Raw genomic sequence first — 17,598 nt, forward strand, 5'->3', positions numbered from 1 at the left:
ACCCGTCCAGCCCGATGACCGACTCCGAAGACGACTTCGAGGGCACCGACCCGACCCTGCTCGACAGGCTCGACACTCTCGACGACGAGCTGATCTCAGCGCGCACCGAGACGCTGCGCGCGGGCCTCGCCGACTTCGACCTCGACGACGACGACCTTCAGATTCTCGAGGCCGCGACCGACGACCCCGACGCCATCACCTACCTGCCTGCGCTTCCCGTGCTCGCGATCGTGGGCCGGCCGAACGTCGGCAAGTCCGCGCTCGTGAACCGCATCCTCGGCCGCCGCGAGGCCGTCGTCGAGGACACCCCCGGCGTCACCCGCGACCGCGTCTCGTACAAGGCCGAGTGGGCCGACCGCTTCTTCACCATCGTCGACACCGGTGGCTGGGAGCCCGACGCCAAGGGCATCAACGCCTCCGTCGCCATGCAGGCCGAGATCGCGATCGACCTCGCCGACGCCGTGCTCTTCGTCGTCGACGCCAACGTCGGCGCGACCTCGACCGACGAGCACGTGGTTCGTCTGCTGCGCAAGGCGAAGAAGCCCGTGTATCTGGCCGCGAACAAGGTCGATGACCTGCGCCAGGAACCTAACGCCTCGGTGCTGTGGTCCCTCGGGCTCGGCGAGCCGTACCCCGTCTCGGCACTTCACGGCCGCGGCGTCGCCGACCTGCTCGACATCATCCTGAAGGACCTGCCGCCGGTTTCGGCCGTCGCCAAGCAGGAGGTGGGCGGGCCGCGTCGCGTCGCCATCCTCGGCCGCCCGAACGTGGGAAAGTCGTCGCTGCTGAACAAGGCCGCGGGCGAAGAACGCGTGGTCGTCAACGAGCTCGCCGGAACGACCCGCGACCCGGTCGACGAGCAGGTCGAAATCGCCGGACGCATCTGGCGCTTCGTCGACACCGCCGGAATCCGTCGTCGGGTGCACCTGCAGCAGGGCGCCGACTTCTATGCGTCGCTGCGCACCTCGGCCGCTCTCGAGAAGGCCGAAGTCGCCGTCGTCATGATCGACGTGACCGAGCCGATCAGCGAGCAGGACGTGCGCATCATCGACCTCGTTCTCGAGTCGGGACGTGCCCTCGTGCTCGCCTTCAACAAGTGGGACATGCTCGACGACGAACGCCGTCGCTACCTCGAACGCGAGATCGAACAGGATCTCGCTCACGTGTCGTGGGCGCCGCGCGTCAACATGTCGGCCAAGACCGGTCGTCACCTCGAGAAGCTCGTGCCCGCGCTCGAGCTCGCGCTCGACTCGTGGGACACCCGCCTTCCGACGGGCAAGTTCAACGCGTTCCTGGCCGAGCTCACTTCGGCGCACCCGCACCCCGTGCGAGGAGGCAAGCAGCCGCGCATCCTGTTCGGAACGCAGGCCTCGAGCCGCCCGCCGACATTCGTGCTGTTCACGACCGGGTTCCTCGACCCGGGCTACCGTCGCTACATTCAGCGCCGGCTGCGCGAGGTCTACGGCTTCGAAGGCTCGCCGATCATCGTCAGCATGCGCGTGCGCGAGAAGCGCAAGCGCTAGCCGACGAGAGCGCAAAAGAATTTCAGAGAGCGGCGTCGATCCGGTTACAGGGTCGGCGCCGCTTTCATTGTCACCGCGGGATGCGTGACGTAGGTCTTCTTGGTCGGCGACGTGAATTCGAGGGTTCCGCCACCGCGATGCGTGTAGCTCCAGTCGGTGCGGTGCTTCAGGGCATGATGACGGCGGCAGAGATGCGCGAGGTTGTCGTGTGCCGTGAGACCCTCGGCATTCCATTCGGTGCAGTGATCGCAATCGCTCCGACGCGCCAGTCTGTTGCAGCCCGGAGCTCGACAGGTCTCGTCTCGCACGCGGAGCCAGCGACGCAGGTCGGCGGGAACGTCGTAACGGTCGCGCCCGACTGACAGCACCGTGCCCGTCTCGAGATGGGTGAGCAGTCGGAAGAAACTGGGTGCGTGTGCAGCCACCCGCCGTGCGGTGTCGGCGTCGATCGGCCCGTATCCTTCGAGCGTGGCCGGTTCTTCGCTCACCCCGAGCAGGGTGAGGGCGGGCACGGTGACGAGCACGGTCGGTCGGATGCCCTGGGTCGCCCCGGCGAGGGTCGGCTCGCCGTTCTCGAGCAGGTCGAGAGCGACGTCGGCGATCAGCTGCGTGAGCGTGCGGATTTCGTCTGCCGTCTGCAGGCCGCGTGCGATGTCGCTGAGGCGGTTGTAGACCGCCTGGGCGCGTTCGCACGGCACGTAGGCCGTGAGCCACGACATGCCGTCGTGGGCGGGCTTCAGCTCGACCGAGCGGTCGAGTGCAGCCGTCGCCCGTCGTGACTGGATGCTCTCGGGATGCGTGAGTTCGCGCACGCGCCGTGCGCGACGCTCGAGCTTGGAGACAGTGAGCGTCTTGGCGTCGGGAAGAACGGCCTCTTCGAAAGGGATGCGGCTCTCTGCCGGCAGCGAGAGCGCCTGGTCGATGATGACCTGCGCGTGCCGGTAGCTCAGCGAGCCCTGGCTGAGCGCGTCGTAGGTGCCGGGGAGCTGGTGCAGCAGGGCTTCGCTCTCGTCGATCAGGCGGGACATTGTGCGTTCGGGAACGCGCAGCGCCGCCGCCAGCTCGGACTCGAGGACGCGCCGGCAGGTGACCTCGGGCGACCAGCCCATGGATCGCGGAGCATTCTCGAGTCGATAGGTGAATTCGCACCATTGGCGTGCGTCGTCGATGGTCTTCGCCCGGCGGGCGTGGGCCCGGTTGAGCTCGGCATCGGCGGCGATCGAATCGTCGACGAGCAGGCCGAGTACGTTCATCAGCGAGTGATGCGACGAGAACGGGGCCTCGTCGGGCGGTGCGTGCATATCGGTCATCGTGTGCATGTTCCAAGTCAACACGCACCCTCCGACATCGCCCCGGCCGCCGCCTTCACGGCGAAGCGAACCGTAGGATCGTCAGGTGCCCACCCCCGTCGTAGCCCCTCGCCTTGCCCTCATCACCGCCGCCGCAGACCTGATCCTGGTGCTCGTCTTCGTACTCATCGGCCGAGGCAGTCACGACGAGGGCTTCACCCTGCTCGGCACCCTGAACACGGCTTGGCCGTTCGTCACCGGCCTTGCCCTGGGATGGCTGGTCTCAAGAGCGTGGCGTGCGCCCCTGTCGATGAGGCGCACGGCTCTGCCGGTCTGGGCATCCACGGTCGTGATCGGCGTGATTCTGCGGGCCGTCAGCGGCCAGGGAGTCGCCGTGTCGTTCGTGATCGTGACGCTCCTGGTGCTGGCGGCGTTCCTGTTCGGCTGGCGCGCCCTCGCCAGGCTTGTCGCCTCCCGCAGAACCCGCCGCGAGGCGCACGTGCAACACTGACCGTTACACGAGACGGACGCACTCTACGACAGGATGTCCTTGCTCGAGAACCGCCCATAGGCGAGCGCCCCGAACACCACGACATAGCCGAGTTGCAGCAGAGCGTTCTGCCCGAACGACGACCACTCGATGGGTTGGCGAAGCAGGTCGGCGAAGCCGAGCCAGTAGTGACTGAAGAGCCATGGATGCAGCCACTCGGTCTGCGAGAGCGAGTCCAGCACCTGGGCCACGATCGAGAGCACGACCGTGGCGGCCATGGCTCCGACCGGCGCGTCGGTGAGCGTGGAGATGAACAGGCCGACCGCGGACAGGCCGAGCAGCGACACCGTGGCGTAGAGCGCAATCAACAGCGACCGTACGAGCGAATCGCCGATGCCCACCGTGTCGCCGGAGAGCAGGGTGACCGGCCCCACAGGGAAGAGGGCGATGCCGATCAGGATGCCGGCAATCGACAGCGTCAGCGCTGCCGCCAGGCAGAAGACGACGGCCGCGAGGTACTTCACGACGAGCAGCCGGATGCGCCCGACGGGCGAGACGAGCAGATAGCGCAGCGTGGCCGTGTTCGCCTCGCCCGCGATCGAGTCGCCCGCGACGACGCCGACCGTCAAAGGGAGAAAGAGGGGGATCGCGATGGTGAGCCCCGCGATGCCCACGAACAGGCCGTTCTGCGTGATGCTGTCGATGAACGCCGGACCGCGGCCGCTCGATCCAGACGACGAGATGCGTACCGCGACAGCGATGAGTATGGGAACGGCGGCCAGCGCCAGGAGCATCGCCCACGTGCGGCGACGGCGGAAGAGCACGGCGAGTTCCGAGGCGAAGAAGCCTGCGCCCAGGCTGCGCGTGGTTCGACGGGCGTTGAGGCCGGATGCTCTCGGGTCACTGGACGACATCGAATCCCTCCCCGGTCAGTGCGACGAAGAGGTCCTCGAGCGACGCGTGATCGACGGCGAAACCGCGCACCCGCACGCCCGCGGCGACCAGCGCCGCGACGATGTCCTCCGGCTCGATCGACTCGGACAACGTAGCGGTGACGGCCGGGCCCGGCGCATCCGGATGCCCGGGGTCGAGACCCAGCGTGCGCAGCACCCGGGCGGCGGCGTCGGCATCGGGCGTCGTCACGATCACGCGGGTCGTGCCCGCGGAGCGCAGTTCGTCGAGGGTTCCCTGGGCGACCAGCTTTCCGGCCCGCATGACCGCGGCGTGTGTGCACATCTGCTCGATCTCGGCCAGCAGGTGGCTCGAGACGAAGACGGTCGTTCCCTCGTCGGCGAGCGAGCGGATGAGACTGCGCACCTCGCGCGTCCCTTGCGGGTCGAGGCCGTTGGTCGGCTCGTCGAGCACGATGAGGTCACGCGGCGCGAGGAGGGCGTTGGCGATGCCGAGCCGCTGCTTCATGCCCAGGGAGTAGGCGCGCACCTTCTTGTCGGCGGCGTGGCCGAGGCCCACCGTGTCGAGGGCTCGCGAGACCCGGGCGGACCGGGTGCCGTTCGGCGCGAACCCGTCGGCGGAGTCGAGCCTGCGGAGATTGGCGGAGCCGGAGAGGAACGGGTAGAAGCCGGGACCCTCGATGAGGGCACCGACTCGCGGAAGGACCGAGCCGAGCCTCTGCGGCATGCGTTCGCCCAGCACGCTGATCTCGCCGTCGCTCGCCTGGGCGAGGCCCAGCAGCATGCGGATCGTCGTCGTCTTTCCCGAGCCGTTGGGGCCGAGGAAGCCGAAGACGGAGCCGCGAGGCACGGACAGGGCGAGGTCGTCGACGACCGTCTGGCGGCCGAAACGCTTGGTCAGCGCCGTCGTCTCGATCGCGAGCCCGGATGCGTGTGCGGGCCCGGTCGAGCCCGCTACGCTGCCATCGATCACTTCCCGGCTGCCGCCTGCAGGCTCTCGACCGGCACGGCGCCGGCGAGCACGCGCCCGTCGTCGGTGATGAGCACGGTCAGCAGGGTCGTCTGGAGCACGTGGCCGCCGTCGACGGATGTCGTCAGCTGCGAGAGCATCGGCGAGTCGGTGAGCGACGAGGGGTCTGTGCTCGCGGGGAGTTCGACGATGGTGTCCCATCCCGTTCCCGTGACGATCGGCTCGGGGTGCGTGCCGGCATCCGGTGTCGCGCTGCCCTCGGCGGGAGCGTCGTCGCGGTTCGGGAGGGCCTTCTCGGTGACGTCGGTTCCGGCCGGGGGAGTGAAGTCGAAGAGATCGGCGGAGGGAGTGTCGAGCGACAGCGACGTGAAGGCCACGTGGAACGCCGGGTCGGACGTGCCCTGGGCGAAGACGTCGACGCTGAGGGGGAGTCCGGTGTCGGCGTCGACCGCGATCTCGACCGACGAGACGAGGGTCGTCGAGCTGTCGGGGGTGAGGATAAGGTCATAGGCGGAGCGGCCGGCCACGGTCACCGGGTCGCCGATCGTGACGTCGGTACTGGGGTCGACGGCGTCGAGGAAGCGGGTGGCGAGCTCTGCGGGGGTCAACGACTCTGCCGACGCATCGGGTGCAGTGGATGCGTCGGCCGGCAGGGTGGAATGCACGGCAGTGGAGTCGCTCGAGTCGTAGAGCCACAGGTCGTCGCCGTTGCGGATCGCATCGCGCTCGGCCATGTCGTCGAGGATCTGCACGCGGCTCTGCTCGGGGCCGTCGACGTAGACGCGCAGCGTGTGCGAGGCGGTGAGCAGCTCGAGAGCGGAGGAGAGGTCGCTGCCGTCGGAGGAGTCGGATGAGGAGCCGGAGTCTGAGGAGCCGCCGAGGCCTGACACGTCGGGCAGCCCGAGGTTCGACGACTGCTCGATGGTGCCCGAGAAGGTGTCGACCGTGCTCGAGGCGGCGAGTTCGAGAACCTGCTGCGGAGTCTTGTCTGCCGGGTCGGCCGAAGCGCTGGTCGCGAAGACCCCGCCCAGAACGACGGCGCCGATAGCAACGGGAGCTGCGGCGGCGGGGATCCAACGGTGCCAGGTGCGGGGCATGAGCGGCCAACTTTCGGGTGGTGCGGGCGTCGTGAGCGTGCGCCACGTCGCAATGCTCCTGACGCTACGCCCGAAGTCCGTGAATCTGCTCAGTCTTCTCCTGCGCCCTCAAGGCTGTCACTCGTGGCGCGTGTTCGCGAGCGGGCGAAAGTCAGGCTAATATGGACAAGTTGTCTTCGCGGATGACAAAGCCACGGGCTGTGGCGCAGCTTGGTAGCGCACTTGACTGGGGGTCAAGGGGTCGCAGGTTCAAATCCTGTCAGCCCGACAGATAAGCCCCGAACTTCGATGAGAAGTTCGGGGCTTTTTGCTGTTTCTGGCGGGTGGCCTTGGTGGGCACGATAGTCCTGTCGTCATCGGGGTGCTAGAGACCATCTACGCCGGATCCCGCCCGGCCCTCGCTCCACGCACGAAACCCCTCAGCGATCTTTGCCGAGTGCGCGTGATGCAGGTAGTGCTCCCCATCGATCGGCACCACCGTCCCATCCGACACCGCCGCCGCCTGCTCCTCATGCAACTGCAACCAGCCCGGGTTGCTCGAATTGTTCGCTACGACAAAAAGCAGCAACGGCAGCCCCTCCGGAAAACCCGTACCCGCAGCATCCGCGAAGTTCGTACGGATATGTGCCATCTCGTCGAGATACGTGGGGCTCAGCGAGTTGCGATTGCTCAGGATGGTGAGCTGCTCCCTGTCGTGCTCGGAGTATGAGGAGGAACCGTAGTCATCACCGCTGACGGCGGCCACGAGGCGCAGCAGCCCGAGGTTCTTCGCCGCGGCCAGGAGGCCCGTCGGGAACTCGGCATCCATGCCGGGCTGGCCGGGAACGCTCGAGTCGATTCCGACGAATGCCGTGACCTCGTCGGGGTAGCGGTTCGCGTAGTCGATGCCGTCGATGCCGGCGATGGAGTGGCCCATGAGTGTGTATCGCTCGAGACCCAACGCAGCGACGGCGTCGTGGATCTCCGTGACGATGTTCGCGGTCGTGCGCTCGGCAGCCGTGCCGTCGCTGAGGCCGTAGCCGAACGGCTCGATGACCGTCACTCGATGGTCGGCGGCGAGCTCCTCCACGAGCGGCGCGAAGTCGAGCGCGGGGGAGGCCGTGCCGAATCCGGGGAGCAGCACGATGTCGGGGCCCTCACCGGCCACCACGACGTTCATCCGCTTTCCATCGACCGTGACCGGGCTGCCATACGGCGAGATCCGGTCGCTTTCCACCGACGTCGCGACCGCGTGCACCACGGTGGTCGTCGCCAGACCGAGCGACAGAATGGCGCCGACGGCGGCCACGGACAGAATGGCTTTTCGGGCAAATCTCTTCATGTGTTCCTCTCGCGGGGACACAGGAATTTGCCCCCCATCTCATGCTCCTGGCCACGAGAGGCGGGCGCGTCAACCCAGAGGAGTCACTCTTCGGCCGCGGTTACCGCAAGCGCGGTACGCGCGCCGAACGCACGGTCGCGTCCGTCGAGTGCGTCGATGTAGCGCAGCACGATCCCTTCGCGCAGCGCCCACGGCGAAATCGTCATCGTCTGCACGTCGAACACCTTCATGGCCGTGCGCAGCACGACCGCGCCCGCGAGGATCTGATATCCGCGCTCGGGCGTGATGCCGGGCAGGTGCTCGCGGGCGGCACCCGTCATCGCCCGCAGGGACGGCTCCCACTCGCGCAGACCCGCATAGTGCAGCTGGGCCAGGTCGCCGGTCACCGGATCCGACGGACCACCGACCAGTCGGGCGAGCGAGCGGATCGTCTTGGAGGTGCCGGCCACTCGCTTGGGGCGCGGCCGATCCGCGAACAGCTGATCCCGCAGTCGAGTCAGCTCGGCGCGGGCGTGCGCGCGCAGTCTCGAGATGTCGGCGCGCTGAGGTGGATCCTCGGCAAGGAATCCGACCGTCGTGCGCCCGGCGCCGAGGGGAAGAGACGCCTGAACGTCGGGGTACTCGTCGGCGCCCTGCGCGATCTCGAACGACCCGCCCCCGATGTCGAACAGCAGGATCTCGCCGGCCGACCAGCCGAGCCAGCGTCGCACGGCGAGCATGGTGATGCGGGCCTCGTCCTCGCCCGAGAGCACGTGCAGCTCGACGCCGGTCTCCCGCGCGATCCGAGCCAGCACCTCCTCGCCGTTCGCCGCCTCGCGGATGGCGCTGGTGGCCGTCGAGATGAGGTCGTCGACCCCGATGTCGCGGGCGGTCTCGGCGGACTCCTTCACGGCCGCGACGATGAGCTGCACGCCCTCCTCGACGATCGCACCGTCGGCATCCAGATAGCGCATGAGCCGCAGCGTGGAGCGCTGGGAGTGATAAGGCACGGGGCTCGCTCCGGGATGGGCGTCGACAACCAGGAGGTGGACGGTGTTGGACCCTACATCGATGACTCCGAGGCGCATGCCCCGGAGTCTATTGCCCGTGTACGCGTCATACGGGCACGCTCCCGTGCCCGACAGTGTTGACTGGTACGCATGAGGACGTCATGAACACGCGACCCGACGAGGCACTGCGCGCAGCCCTGAGCTCGGCGGACGCCTCGACGAGGCTTCAGGCCGCGCTCTCGGCCGGTACCTATCCGAACGACGACTACGTCGATGTCCTCGTCGATCGCTGCGCGGTCGAAGCCGATTTCTTCGTGCGCGACATGCTCACCTGGGCCCTGACGCGGCATCCGGCCGACCTCACCGTGCCACGCCTGACCGGTGAGACGACATCGGCCGTGCCGCAGGCGCGCAGCCAGGCGTTCCACAGCCTGTCGAAGGTGGGCGACCCGCGCGGGTGGGCGGCCGTCACCGAGAGCGCAATACAGGATGCCGACGAGTCGGTCGCACGGGCGGCCTGGCGCGCCGGGGTCATCCTCGTGCCGGTCGGCCAGGAGGGGGAGGTGGCGACGATGCTGAGCACGCAGCTCGGCCGTGGCGATCGCGACGTGCAGCTGAGTCTCGCCCGGGCGCTCGCGGAGCTCGGCGATCATGCCGTTCCGGCGCTCCGAGCGGCGAGGATCCACCCGAGCACCGGGGTCAGAGCGCACGCCCTCGCGATCGAACGGTTGATCGACGACCCGGACGACTACTTCGACGAGGCGATTTTCGAGGCCATGAGGATCGTCACCCGACAGGGCGAGCCCGACGGGACGCCCGACGGGACGACCGACGGGGCGCCCGATTCGACCCCTGATTCGCAGCGCGATCCCCACCCCGAGGGCACAGAATAGGACCCATGTCCCGATCCACGATCCTGAGGCAGTTCGCTGCCGGTGTCTTTCTCGTCAACGCGGTGCCGCACGGCGTCGCCGGTGTTCAGGGCAGGCGCTTCCCGTCGCCGTTCGCGCGTCCGCCCGGCCGTGGACTCTCGTCGCCGACGGTGAACGTGGCGTGGAGCGCCCTGAACGCGGCGGCCGGGGCGGCACTGCTGCGTCGCGACCGCACGACCGGCGAGAATGCGGCCGTCGGAGCGGGTGCCGCGATCATGGCGATCTTCCTGTCGCTCTACTTCGAGAAGAGCGACAGGGACTGAGAGCACCCCGCCGCGAATCCCGTCGAACACGGAGCCGGCTGTCAGCTTGCCGATATATCGTTGACTATCGTTCGCGAGTTCATTTGGAGGACATCATGGGCAACTCATTCCCCGCAGGCGGGTTCAACCTCGGCAATCTCGGAAATGCCGACGGCATGTGGCAGGCGATGGAACAACTGCGCGCCACCTTCGAGAAGAAGACCGGAGCGGGCACCCGCATGGGCAAGGGCGACGTGCGCGCCGCCGTGCTCTCGCTGCTCGCCGAGCAGCCCATGCACGGCTACCAGATCATCCGCGAGATCGAGGAGCGCTCGGGCGGCAGCTGGAAGCCCAGCGCCGGCAGCGTCTACCCGACCCTGCAGCTGCTGTCCGACGAAGGTCTCGTGAGCGCCGAGGAGTCGAACGGGCGCAAGACCTATGCCCTGACCGACGCCGGCCGACAGGTCGTCGACACCGACGGCACCTCGACCCCCTGGGCGTCGACCGACACGAAGGACGATGGCCCCAGCTTCGGCGCCCTGCCGAAGTCAGGCGTCGAGCTCGCTCAGGCAGCCGCCCAGGTGGGGCGTACCGGCACGCCGGAGCAGGTGCAGCAGGCCGTCGCCGTGCTCGACGACGCCCGTCGTCGCCTGTACTCGATCCTCGCGCAGGACTGACGGGAGTGACGTCGGTCAGACCGAACGGGGCACCGACCTTCTCCCAGGGGAACACGGGCTCGGCGGGCGCCGGCAACACGCGAGCGCGCTATCGTCGCATCCTGCGTTTCTCCGCCTGGCACCTGGCCGTGACCTGGTGGTTCGAACTGTTCCTGCCCCGCATCGGCCTGCTGAGAATTGCGGAGCGCACGCGCACCCGGCGCATGCAGCGCTTCGCCCGCAGCTTCCACGTGCTCGCCGTCGACCTCGGCGGACTCATGATCAAGGTCGGCCAGTTCATGTCGTCGCGCCTCGACGTGCTTCCGCCCGAGATCACCAAGGAGCTCGAGGGACTGCAAGACGAGGTTCCCGCGGTTCCGTTCGCGGCCATTCGCGCGCTCGCGGAGGCCGAGTTGGGCGTGTCGCTCGAGACGGCGTTCGCGCGAGTCGATGAGACGCCCGTCGCCGCGGCATCCCTCGGCCAGGCCCACCGGGCGCTTCTGTCTCCGCGCGATGCCGCCGATACCGGGCTCACGGGTGTCGTGCTCAAGGTGCAGCGTCCGGGAATCGACGAGATCGTCGACGTCGACTTGGCCGCCCTGCGCAAGGTGGGCGGGTGGTTGAGCCATGTGCGCCTCGTCTCCGACCGCGTCGACATGCCCTCCCTCGTCGAGGAGTTCGCGGCCACGAGCCTCGAGGAGATCGACTACCTGCACGAGGCCGCGAGCTCCGAGCGATTCGCCGCGGACTTCGCCGGCGACGACCGGGTGGCCGTGCCGTCGATCGTCTGGGAGCGCACCACGCGCAGGGTGCTGACACTCGAAGACGTCACGGCGATCAAGATCACCGACGCCGCCGCACTCCGCGCCGCCGGCATCGATCCCGCCGAGGTCGCGCCGGTCTTCGCCGCCGTGATGTTCGACCAGCTGTTCACGAATGGCTTCTTCCACGCGGACCCGCACCCCGGCAACATCTTCGTGACCCCCACGGGCGACGGGCCGGATGCGTCGGGCGCGACCACCTGGAAGCTCACCTTCATCGACTTCGGCATGATGGGCGAGGTGCCCGGCAACACACGCAGCGGGCTGCGCAAGCTGCTTATCGCCGCCGCGTCGCGCGACGGCAAGGGCCTGGTGGATGCGATCCGCGACGTGGGCGTGCTGCTCCCGTCGGCAGACACCACCGAACTCGAACGCGCCATGACCCAGCTCTTCGCCCGCTTCGGCGGAATGGGGTTCGCCGAGCTGCGCGAGGTCGACCCCCGGGAGTTCCGCGACTTCGCCGACCAGTTCGGCCACGTCGTCAGGTCGCTGCCGTTCCAGTTGCCGGAGAACTTCCTGCTCATCATCCGCGCCATGTCCCTGACCTCCGGCGTGTGCAGCGCGCTCGATCCGTCGTTCAACCTGTGGGACTCCGTCGAGCCCTATGCGGCGCAGCTCATCCGCGACGAGCGCGGCAACGTGGTGGGCGATCTGGGGAGGCAGGCGGTCGACAATGCCGCCCTCGTCTGGAGACTGCCCAAGCGCATCGATGGTCTGGTGACACGCATCGAGGACGGCTCCGTCGCCGTGGCCAACCCGGGGCTGGAGCGCCGGGTGATGCGGCTCGAGCACGCGGCCCGCCGGCTCGTATCGGCGCTGCTGTTCGGTGCCCTGCTGCTCGCGGGTGCCCTCGTGCGAGCCGATGACACGGTGTTCGGCACCGTGCTCATGGCGGTCTCGGCGATTCCGCTGCTGCACGCCGTGTTCTCGGGGCGGCGCCCCGGTTGATGCGCGTCGGCCCGCATCCGTGGTTCTCTTAGCGGTATGACTCAGAGCGCTTCACGGGATCGGCCTGGCTTCGTCACCGTCGCCGTTGTGGTGATGTACCTGGGCGGGATCGCCCAGATCGCCCTCGGCATCCTGACCCTGTTCATTCGCTACATTCCCGACGCGCCGACCGGCGACGTCGGCCTTCTCGTGTCGCTCTTCGGTGCGGGCATGATCCTGTTCGGACTGTTCGTCATAGCGCTCGCGTCGGGGGTGGCCCGGGGGAGCCGGGCGGCTCGGGTGTCAGCCACTGTCGTACTGCTGCTCGCCCTCGCCCTGGCGATCGCCGATCTGATCGTCGCGGGCGACGGCGACTGGTCGGGCGTGGCAGTGCAGCTCGTGTCGTCGGCCGCCGTCATCCTGCCCCTGTGGACGGGAGCAGGGCGTCGCTACTTCGCCCCGCGCTGACTCACGGCCAGCTCCGCGTCACGGCGAGCTATCCTGCGGTGGGCGAAGCGCACGATCTCGATCAGCGCGATCGACACGAGCGAGGCTGCGAGCACGAGCAGGGCGGTCGGCAGCGTGAGGTCGACGAGCTGAAGGAAGTCGCGCACGATCGGCACCGTGTACACCAGCACGAGGCCGATCATCATGGCGCCGATCACCACGCCCTTGAACCTGGTCACCGGGCGTGACAGCACCACGAGGATCCAGAGACCGATGATCGTGAGGATCAGGGTCGAGCCGGTGCGGATCTCGGCCTCGGCGATGTTCTGGCCGGCTGCGAGCCGCGCGTAGGCGGCGATGCCGAGCGTCACGGCGACGCCGGCCGGGATGGCGAAGGTGAGCGAGCGGCGCAAGAAGCCGGGCACATAGCGCTGGGCGTTCGGCAGCAGCGCGAGGAAGAACGCCGGGATGCCGATGGTCAGGCCGTCGGTCACCGACAGCTGTCGAGGCAGGAACGGAAACGGCAGCAGCAGGATGCCGAAGGTGATCGCGAGGAACGTGGCGTACGCGGTCTTGGTGAGGAACAGCATGGACACGCGCTCGATGTTCGCGATCACCTGGCGCCCCTCCGCCACGACGCTGGGCAGGTGCGAGAAGCGCCCGTCGAGCAGCACCAGCCGGGCGACCGCCTTGGTGGCGGCGGCCCCCGAGTTCATCGCGACCCCGATGTCGGCCTCCTTGATCGCGAGCGCGTCGTTCACCCCGTCTCCGGTCATGGCGACCGTGTGGCCCGCTGCCTTGAGCCGCACCACGATGCGCTTCTTCTGATCCGGGGTGACCCGGCCGAACACGATGTACTCGTTCAGCACCGCGAGCAGCTCATCGTCGCCGTCGGGCAGCTCGCGGGCGTCGAAACCGCGGGGCGCGTCGAGACCGACCTCACGCGCGATGGCCGCGACCGTCTGAGGATTGTCGCCGGAGATGATGCGCACGCCCACGCCCTGGGCGGCGAAGTAGCCGAGCGTCTCGGCGGCATCCGGACGGATGTTCTCGCGAAAGGTGAGGAGCGCGACCGGAACCGCGTCGGCGGGGACCGTCTCGTCGTCGGTCGGCGAGCCGTGGGCGAGGACGAGGGTGCGGCGACCGGTGGCCGCGAGCTCCGCCGCCCGTGCCGCGAGCTGCTGGTGATCGTCGCCGTCGGATTTCCCGGACGGGAAGACCATCTCGGGCCCGCCCAGAACCCACATGCCGTCGTCGAAGATCACGGCGCTCCACTTTCTGGCGGAGGAGAACGGCACACGATCGAGAACGGCCTCGCGGGGCGAGTCCGTGAACCGGGAGGCGAGACTGCGTGCCGTCGCGTTCGCGTCGTTCTGCACGCCATACCAGGCGAGCACCCCCTCCCAGCCGGTGACCTCGGTAAGCACGTGCGCTTCGTCGAACACGATGTCGCCCTGCGTCAGCGTTCCGGTCTTGTCGAGGCAGATCATGTCGACCCGGGCGAGGCCCTCGACCGCGGGAAGCTCCTGCACGAGAACCTGCTGCCTCGCGAGCTTGACCGCTCCGACGGCGAAGGTGATGCTCGTCATCAGAACGAGACCCAGCGGCACCATGGCGACGACCGAGGCGATGGTCGCCGTGGCGGCGACACGCCAGCCTCCGCTCGAGGCCGCGTCGACCCAGCCGCCCTGTGTCATCATCTGGGCGTTCAGCACCAGCAGGGCGACCGGGCCGATGATCCAGGCAACCCATTTCAGCACCCGGTTGATCGAGGAGCGCAGTTCGCTCGCGACGAGGGAGAATCGCTTCGCCTCGGCGGAGAGCGAGTTCGCGAACGAGTCCGCGCCGACGCGGTCGACGACCGCGGTGCCCTCGCCCCCGACGACGACCGAGCCCGACAGCACGCGATCCCCGGGTACCTTCTCGACGGCATCCGATTCGCCGGTGAGCATCGACTCGTCGACCTGCAGGCCGCTCGAGGCGTCGATGAGTCCGTCGGCGGCCACCTGGTCGCCCGCCCGCAGCACGAGCGTGTCGTCGACCACGACGAGCGCGATGTCGATCTCGGTCTCGGAGCCGTCTCGCAGCACTCGGGCGTGCGGGGCATTCAGCACGGCCAGTCGGTCGAGCGCCCGTTTGGCCCGGTACTCCTGCACACTGCCGATAACCGCGTTGGCGACCGCGCTGAAGCCGAACAGGGCGTCCTGCCAGCGGCCGATCGCGAGAAGCACCAGGAAGCACACGAGGATGATGCCGTTGAAGAGCGTGAGCACGTTGGTGCGCACGATGCTCCACACGCTGCGGCTCGTGTCCTGGACGAACGCGTTCGTCCTGCCGTCGGCGACGCGCTGTGCCACCTCGGCGGAACTCAGACCCGAACCCGTCACGTGCGCCCCCTCGACTTCGGCTCACTGTAGCAATCGAGCCGCGCCGAGCGCAGGCGAACTGCTCTCAGCGGGGTGTGTCCGCGACGCGCGGGGGAGCCGTCGTGGCCCGGGAGACGAGTCGGGTGGGCAGGAGCACGTGGGTCGATGACAGCGTCTCGCCGTCCATGAGGCTGGTCAGCATGCGCGCCGCGGCCTGACCGATGCTCTGCATGGGCTGGCGCACCGTGGTCAGGGGCAGGGCGAGTCGGGAGGCCTCGGGCACGTCGTCGAAACCCACGACGGAGAGGTCTCGTGGAACGTCGAGTCCGAGAGAGCGGGCGACCTCGATGATCGCGATCGCCGAGAGGTCGTTCGAGGCGAAAACGGCGGTCGGAGGGTCGCGCTGCATCAGCAGTTCCTGTGCGGCGCGGCGGGCCGTGTCGGCCTCGTAGAAGCCGACCCGCACGAGGTCGGGATCGAAGGCGATGGATGCCGCGGCCAGGGCCTCGCGATAGCCGGCGTCGCGCAGACGCGACGACTTGAGATCGGGACGCCCGGAGACGAAGCCGATGCGGCGATGGCCGAGGCCGATCAGGTAGGCGGTCGCTTCGAACGCGCCCCCTCGGCTGTCGGCCTCGACCGTCGGGAGGTCGGCTCGACCGGTGTGGGGGTCGACCGCCACGATCGGCACGTCGGCTGCGACGTTCACGATGGTCGGGGTGACGATGATGGCCCCGTCGATCAGGGTGCCGCTGAGCCTGCTCAGCGATCGGCGCTCCCAGCCCTCCCCGTCGCCGCGGCGCGATCCGCTGTAGGCGAGGAGGTCGTAGCGGGAGTCTCGCAGGCCGACGGCGACGCCCTTCAAGACCTCCGCGCTGAACGGCTCGAAGTCGGCCACGAGCACGCCGATCACGCCTGTTCGTCGCGAGCGCATGCTGCTCGCGACGAGGCTCGACTCGTAGCCGAGGGCCGCCACCGCCGCGAGCACGCGGTCGGTGGTGCCCGCCGACACGCCGTAGCGACCGTTGACGGCCTTCGACACGGTGGCGACGGACACACCCGCCGCCGCAGCGACGTCGTGGATTGTCGCCCTCGCCATCATGGGCCGATCCTAGTGCGGATTTCGGGCCGTGCGAAAATGATTTCGAAAACGTTTGACGGTCCTCACGGGGTCACGCACACTGATGACGCCCGACCCGACAGCATCGCCTCGGATCCATGACGGATCCGGGTATCAGGTCGGACGGTACGACGCACGACCCCGTGCACCAGCACAGCGCCCGCACAGCCGCGGGCGCCCCTCAATGAAGAGAGCAGGTTCGAATCACATGAGACTCACCAAATTCGTCGCTGGCTCGGCCGCGATCCTCGTGGGCGCACTCGCGCTCAGCGGATGCAGCGCCGGATCGAGCGACTCCGCCGACGGGAAAGTCACTCTGACGATGTGGCACAACTCCACGACCGGCGACGGCAAGAAGTACTGGGACGACACGGCGGCCGCGTTCGAGAAGGCGAACCCCAACGTCACCGTGGAGATCCAGTCCGTGCAGAACGAGGAGATGGACGGCAAGCTGCAGACCGCCCTCAACTCCGGCGACGCGCCTGACATCTTCATGGCGCGCGGCGGCGGCAAGCTCGCCGACGTGGTCAAGGCAGGCCAGGCGATGGACCTCACATCGGGGCTCACCGACGCGACGAAGACGGCGGTCGGAAACAGCCTCTCGGCGTTCGAGATCGACGGCAAGAACTACGGAGTGCCCACTGCAGTGCTCCCGTCCGGCTTCTTCTACTCGTCTGATCTGCTCACCCAGGCGGGCATCACCGACACTCCGAAGACGATCGACGAGCTCGAGGCCGCCGACGAGAAGCTCAAGGCGGCCGGCATCGCCCCCATCGCCGTCGGAGCGAAGGACGCGTGGCCTGCAGCCCACTGGTACTACAACTTCGCGCTGCGCGCCTGCTCGCAGGATGTGCTCAACGAGGCAGCCACGAGCCGCAACTTCGACGACGACTGCTGGCTGAAGGCCGGCGAGAATCTGGAGTCGTTCATCAAGACGGAGCCGTTCAACGACGGCTTCCTCACCACCGCAGCCCAGCAGGGCGCGGGTTCCTCTGCCGGTCTGATCGCGAACAGGCAGGCCGCCATGGAACTGATGGGCGCCTGGGATCCGGGAGTCATCGCATCCCTCACCCCCGACCAGAAGCCTCTCGCCGACCTGAAGTGGTTCCCGTTCCCCGAGGTGCCGGGCGGCGACGGTGAGGCCGGAGCCATGATGGGTGGCGTCGACGGTTTCACCTGCTGGGTGAACGCTCCGAAGGAGTGCGTCGACTTCCTCAACTTCACGGCAGAGAAGGCCAACCAGGAGGCGTACGCCACGGCGTTCCAGACCTTGCCCGCATCGACTGAGGCCCAGTCGTCCGTCACCGACCCTGCTCTGAAGGACGTGCTGGCCGCGTACAACGACGCTCCCTACGTGAGTGTGTGGCTCGACACGCTTTACGGGCAGAACGTCGGCAACGCGCTGAACGTCGCGGTCGTCGACATGTTCGCGGGCAAGGGCGATGCGCAGAGCATCGTCGACGCCGTGAACGCTGCGGCAGCGAAGTCCTAGGAGAG

Annotated in this window: 16 protein-coding genes and 1 tRNA gene; 9 read left to right on the forward strand and 8 right to left on the reverse strand. The window is 68.3% G+C overall.

The window, feature by feature from the left end:
- The first annotated feature begins 14 nt into the window (after nucleotides 1–14).
- On the forward strand, nucleotides 15–1,523 hold the full coding sequence (gene der / locus ASF51_RS08970) for a ribosome biogenesis GTPase Der (RefSeq protein WP_055928244.1): 1,509 nt from the start codon (nucleotides 15–17) through the stop codon (nucleotides 1,521–1,523).
- 44 nt (nucleotides 1,524–1,567) lie between these two features.
- Here der and ASF51_RS08975 read toward each other — a convergent pair whose 3' ends face one another.
- Nucleotides 1,568–2,842: an HNH endonuclease signature motif containing protein gene (locus tag ASF51_RS08975; RefSeq protein ID WP_055928247.1), complete on the reverse strand. Its 1,275-nt coding sequence runs from the start codon at nucleotides 2,840–2,842 to the stop codon at nucleotides 1,568–1,570.
- Between the two features lie 76 nt (nucleotides 2,843–2,918).
- Between ASF51_RS08975 and ASF51_RS08980 the strand changes: the two genes are divergently transcribed.
- Nucleotides 2,919–3,323 carry a DUF3054 domain-containing protein gene (locus ASF51_RS08980; RefSeq protein ID WP_055928249.1) on the forward strand — a complete coding sequence of 135 codons (405 nt, stop codon included), beginning with the start codon at nucleotides 2,919–2,921 and terminating at the stop codon, nucleotides 3,321–3,323.
- Between the two features lie 23 nt (nucleotides 3,324–3,346).
- Here the strand turns inward: ASF51_RS08980 and ASF51_RS08985 are convergent, their stop codons facing one another.
- From ASF51_RS08985 to ASF51_RS19575, 3 genes are read right to left on the reverse strand one after another with little or no spacing between them, the layout of a single operon-like run.
- Nucleotides 3,347–4,216 carry an ABC transporter permease gene (locus tag ASF51_RS08985; RefSeq protein ID WP_082479707.1) on the reverse strand — a complete coding sequence of 290 codons (870 nt, stop codon included), beginning with the start codon at nucleotides 4,214–4,216 and terminating at the stop codon, nucleotides 3,347–3,349.
- Complete coding sequence (locus ASF51_RS08990) at nucleotides 4,203–5,183, reverse strand: ATP-binding cassette domain-containing protein (RefSeq protein WP_235497241.1); 981 nt, start codon at nucleotides 5,181–5,183, stop codon at nucleotides 4,203–4,205. The genes ASF51_RS08985 and ASF51_RS08990 overlap by 14 nt, the downstream gene beginning before the upstream one ends.
- On the reverse strand, nucleotides 5,183–6,280 hold the full coding sequence (locus tag ASF51_RS19575; RefSeq protein WP_055928255.1) for a hypothetical protein: 1,098 nt from the start codon (nucleotides 6,278–6,280) through the stop codon (nucleotides 5,183–5,185). The genes ASF51_RS08990 and ASF51_RS19575 overlap by 1 nt, the downstream gene beginning before the upstream one ends.
- 194 nt (nucleotides 6,281–6,474) lie before the next feature.
- Between ASF51_RS19575 and ASF51_RS09000 the strand changes: the two genes are divergently transcribed.
- Nucleotides 6,475–6,548 (forward strand) — tRNA-Pro (locus tag ASF51_RS09000).
- Nucleotides 6,549–6,644: 96 nt separating this feature from the next.
- On the opposite strand, the gene ASF51_RS09005 is transcribed toward ASF51_RS09000, so the two are convergent.
- Nucleotides 6,645–7,601 carry an alpha/beta fold hydrolase gene (locus tag ASF51_RS09005; RefSeq protein ID WP_055928259.1) on the reverse strand — a complete coding sequence of 319 codons (957 nt, stop codon included), beginning with the start codon at nucleotides 7,599–7,601 and terminating at the stop codon, nucleotides 6,645–6,647.
- An 83-nt stretch (nucleotides 7,602–7,684) separates the two neighbouring features.
- The gene (locus ASF51_RS09010) at nucleotides 7,685–8,668 is read right to left on the reverse strand and encodes a Ppx/GppA phosphatase family protein (RefSeq protein WP_055928263.1); all 984 of its coding nucleotides are present in this window, start codon (nucleotides 8,666–8,668) and stop codon (nucleotides 7,685–7,687) included.
- An 83-nt stretch (nucleotides 8,669–8,751) separates the two neighbouring features.
- Here ASF51_RS09010 and ASF51_RS09015 point away from each other — a divergent pair, with 83 nt between their 5' ends.
- From ASF51_RS09015 to ASF51_RS09035, 5 genes are all read left to right on the forward strand, one after another.
- Nucleotides 8,752–9,483: a HEAT repeat domain-containing protein gene (locus tag ASF51_RS09015; RefSeq protein WP_055928266.1), complete on the forward strand. Its 732-nt coding sequence runs from the start codon at nucleotides 8,752–8,754 to the stop codon at nucleotides 9,481–9,483.
- Between the two features lie 5 nt (nucleotides 9,484–9,488).
- Nucleotides 9,489–9,785, forward strand: coding sequence for a hypothetical protein (locus ASF51_RS09020; RefSeq protein WP_055928270.1), 297 nt, complete (start codon nucleotides 9,489–9,491; stop codon nucleotides 9,783–9,785).
- A 95-nt stretch (nucleotides 9,786–9,880) separates the two neighbouring features.
- The gene (locus tag ASF51_RS09025; protein WP_055928273.1) at nucleotides 9,881–10,441 is read left to right on the forward strand and encodes a PadR family transcriptional regulator; all 561 of its coding nucleotides are present in this window, start codon (nucleotides 9,881–9,883) and stop codon (nucleotides 10,439–10,441) included.
- A gap of 5 nt (nucleotides 10,442–10,446) precedes the next feature.
- Complete coding sequence (locus ASF51_RS09030; RefSeq protein WP_055928276.1) at nucleotides 10,447–12,189, forward strand: AarF/ABC1/UbiB kinase family protein; 1,743 nt, start codon at nucleotides 10,447–10,449, stop codon at nucleotides 12,187–12,189.
- 36 nt (nucleotides 12,190–12,225) lie between these two features.
- Nucleotides 12,226–12,636, forward strand: a complete 411-nt coding sequence (locus ASF51_RS09035; protein WP_235497202.1) for a hypothetical protein — start codon at nucleotides 12,226–12,228, stop codon at nucleotides 12,634–12,636.
- Here ASF51_RS09035 and ASF51_RS09040 read toward each other — a convergent pair.
- On the reverse strand, nucleotides 12,618–15,002 hold the full coding sequence (locus ASF51_RS09040; protein ID WP_055928281.1) for an HAD-IC family P-type ATPase: 2,385 nt from the start codon (nucleotides 15,000–15,002) through the stop codon (nucleotides 12,618–12,620). The genes ASF51_RS09035 and ASF51_RS09040 overlap by 19 nt on opposite strands.
- A gap of 64 nt (nucleotides 15,003–15,066) precedes the next feature.
- Entirely contained in the window at nucleotides 15,067–16,083 is a 1,017-nt protein-coding gene (locus ASF51_RS09045; RefSeq protein ID WP_055928284.1) for a LacI family DNA-binding transcriptional regulator, read from the reverse strand.
- Nucleotides 16,084–16,309: 226 nt separating this feature from the next.
- Here ASF51_RS09045 and ASF51_RS09050 point away from each other — a divergent pair, with 226 nt between their 5' ends.
- On the forward strand, nucleotides 16,310–17,593 hold the full coding sequence (locus tag ASF51_RS09050) for an extracellular solute-binding protein (protein ID WP_055928287.1): 1,284 nt from the start codon (nucleotides 16,310–16,312) through the stop codon (nucleotides 17,591–17,593).
- Nucleotides 17,594–17,598: the final 5 nt, after the last annotated feature.

It is taken from the genome of Agreia sp. Leaf283 (assembly GCF_001422485.1).
Taxonomy (GTDB): Bacteria; Actinomycetota; Actinomycetes; order Actinomycetales; family Microbacteriaceae; genus Agreia.

Coding starts and splice junctions, on each gene's coding strand:
- ASF51_RS08975 (WP_055928247.1), bottom strand. CDS start 2,842: ATGCACACGATGACCGATATGCACGCACCGCCCGACGAGGCCCCGTTC.
- ASF51_RS08985 (WP_082479707.1), bottom strand. CDS start 4,216: ATGTCGTCCAGTGACCCGAGAGCATCCGGCCTCAACGCCCGTCGAACC.
- ASF51_RS09035 (WP_235497202.1), top strand. CDS start 12,226: ATGACTCAGAGCGCTTCACGGGATCGGCCTGGCTTCGTCACCGTCGCC.
- ASF51_RS09045 (WP_055928284.1), bottom strand. CDS start 16,083: ATGATGGCGAGGGCGACAATCCACGACGTCGCTGCGGCGGCGGGTGTG.
- der (WP_055928244.1), top strand. CDS start 15: ATGACCGACTCCGAAGACGACTTCGAGGGCACCGACCCGACCCTGCTC.
- ASF51_RS19575 (WP_055928255.1), bottom strand. CDS start 6,280: ATGCCCCGCACCTGGCACCGTTGGATCCCCGCCGCCGCAGCTCCCGTT.
- ASF51_RS09010 (WP_055928263.1), bottom strand. CDS start 8,668: ATGCGCCTCGGAGTCATCGATGTAGGGTCCAACACCGTCCACCTCCTG.
- ASF51_RS09020 (WP_055928270.1), top strand. CDS start 9,489: ATGTCCCGATCCACGATCCTGAGGCAGTTCGCTGCCGGTGTCTTTCTC.
- ASF51_RS09005 (WP_055928259.1), bottom strand. CDS start 7,601: ATGAAGAGATTTGCCCGAAAAGCCATTCTGTCCGTGGCCGCCGTCGGC.
- ASF51_RS09025 (WP_055928273.1), top strand. CDS start 9,881: ATGGGCAACTCATTCCCCGCAGGCGGGTTCAACCTCGGCAATCTCGGA.
- ASF51_RS09015 (WP_055928266.1), top strand. CDS start 8,752: ATGAACACGCGACCCGACGAGGCACTGCGCGCAGCCCTGAGCTCGGCG.
- ASF51_RS09050 (WP_055928287.1), top strand. CDS start 16,310: ATGAGACTCACCAAATTCGTCGCTGGCTCGGCCGCGATCCTCGTGGGC.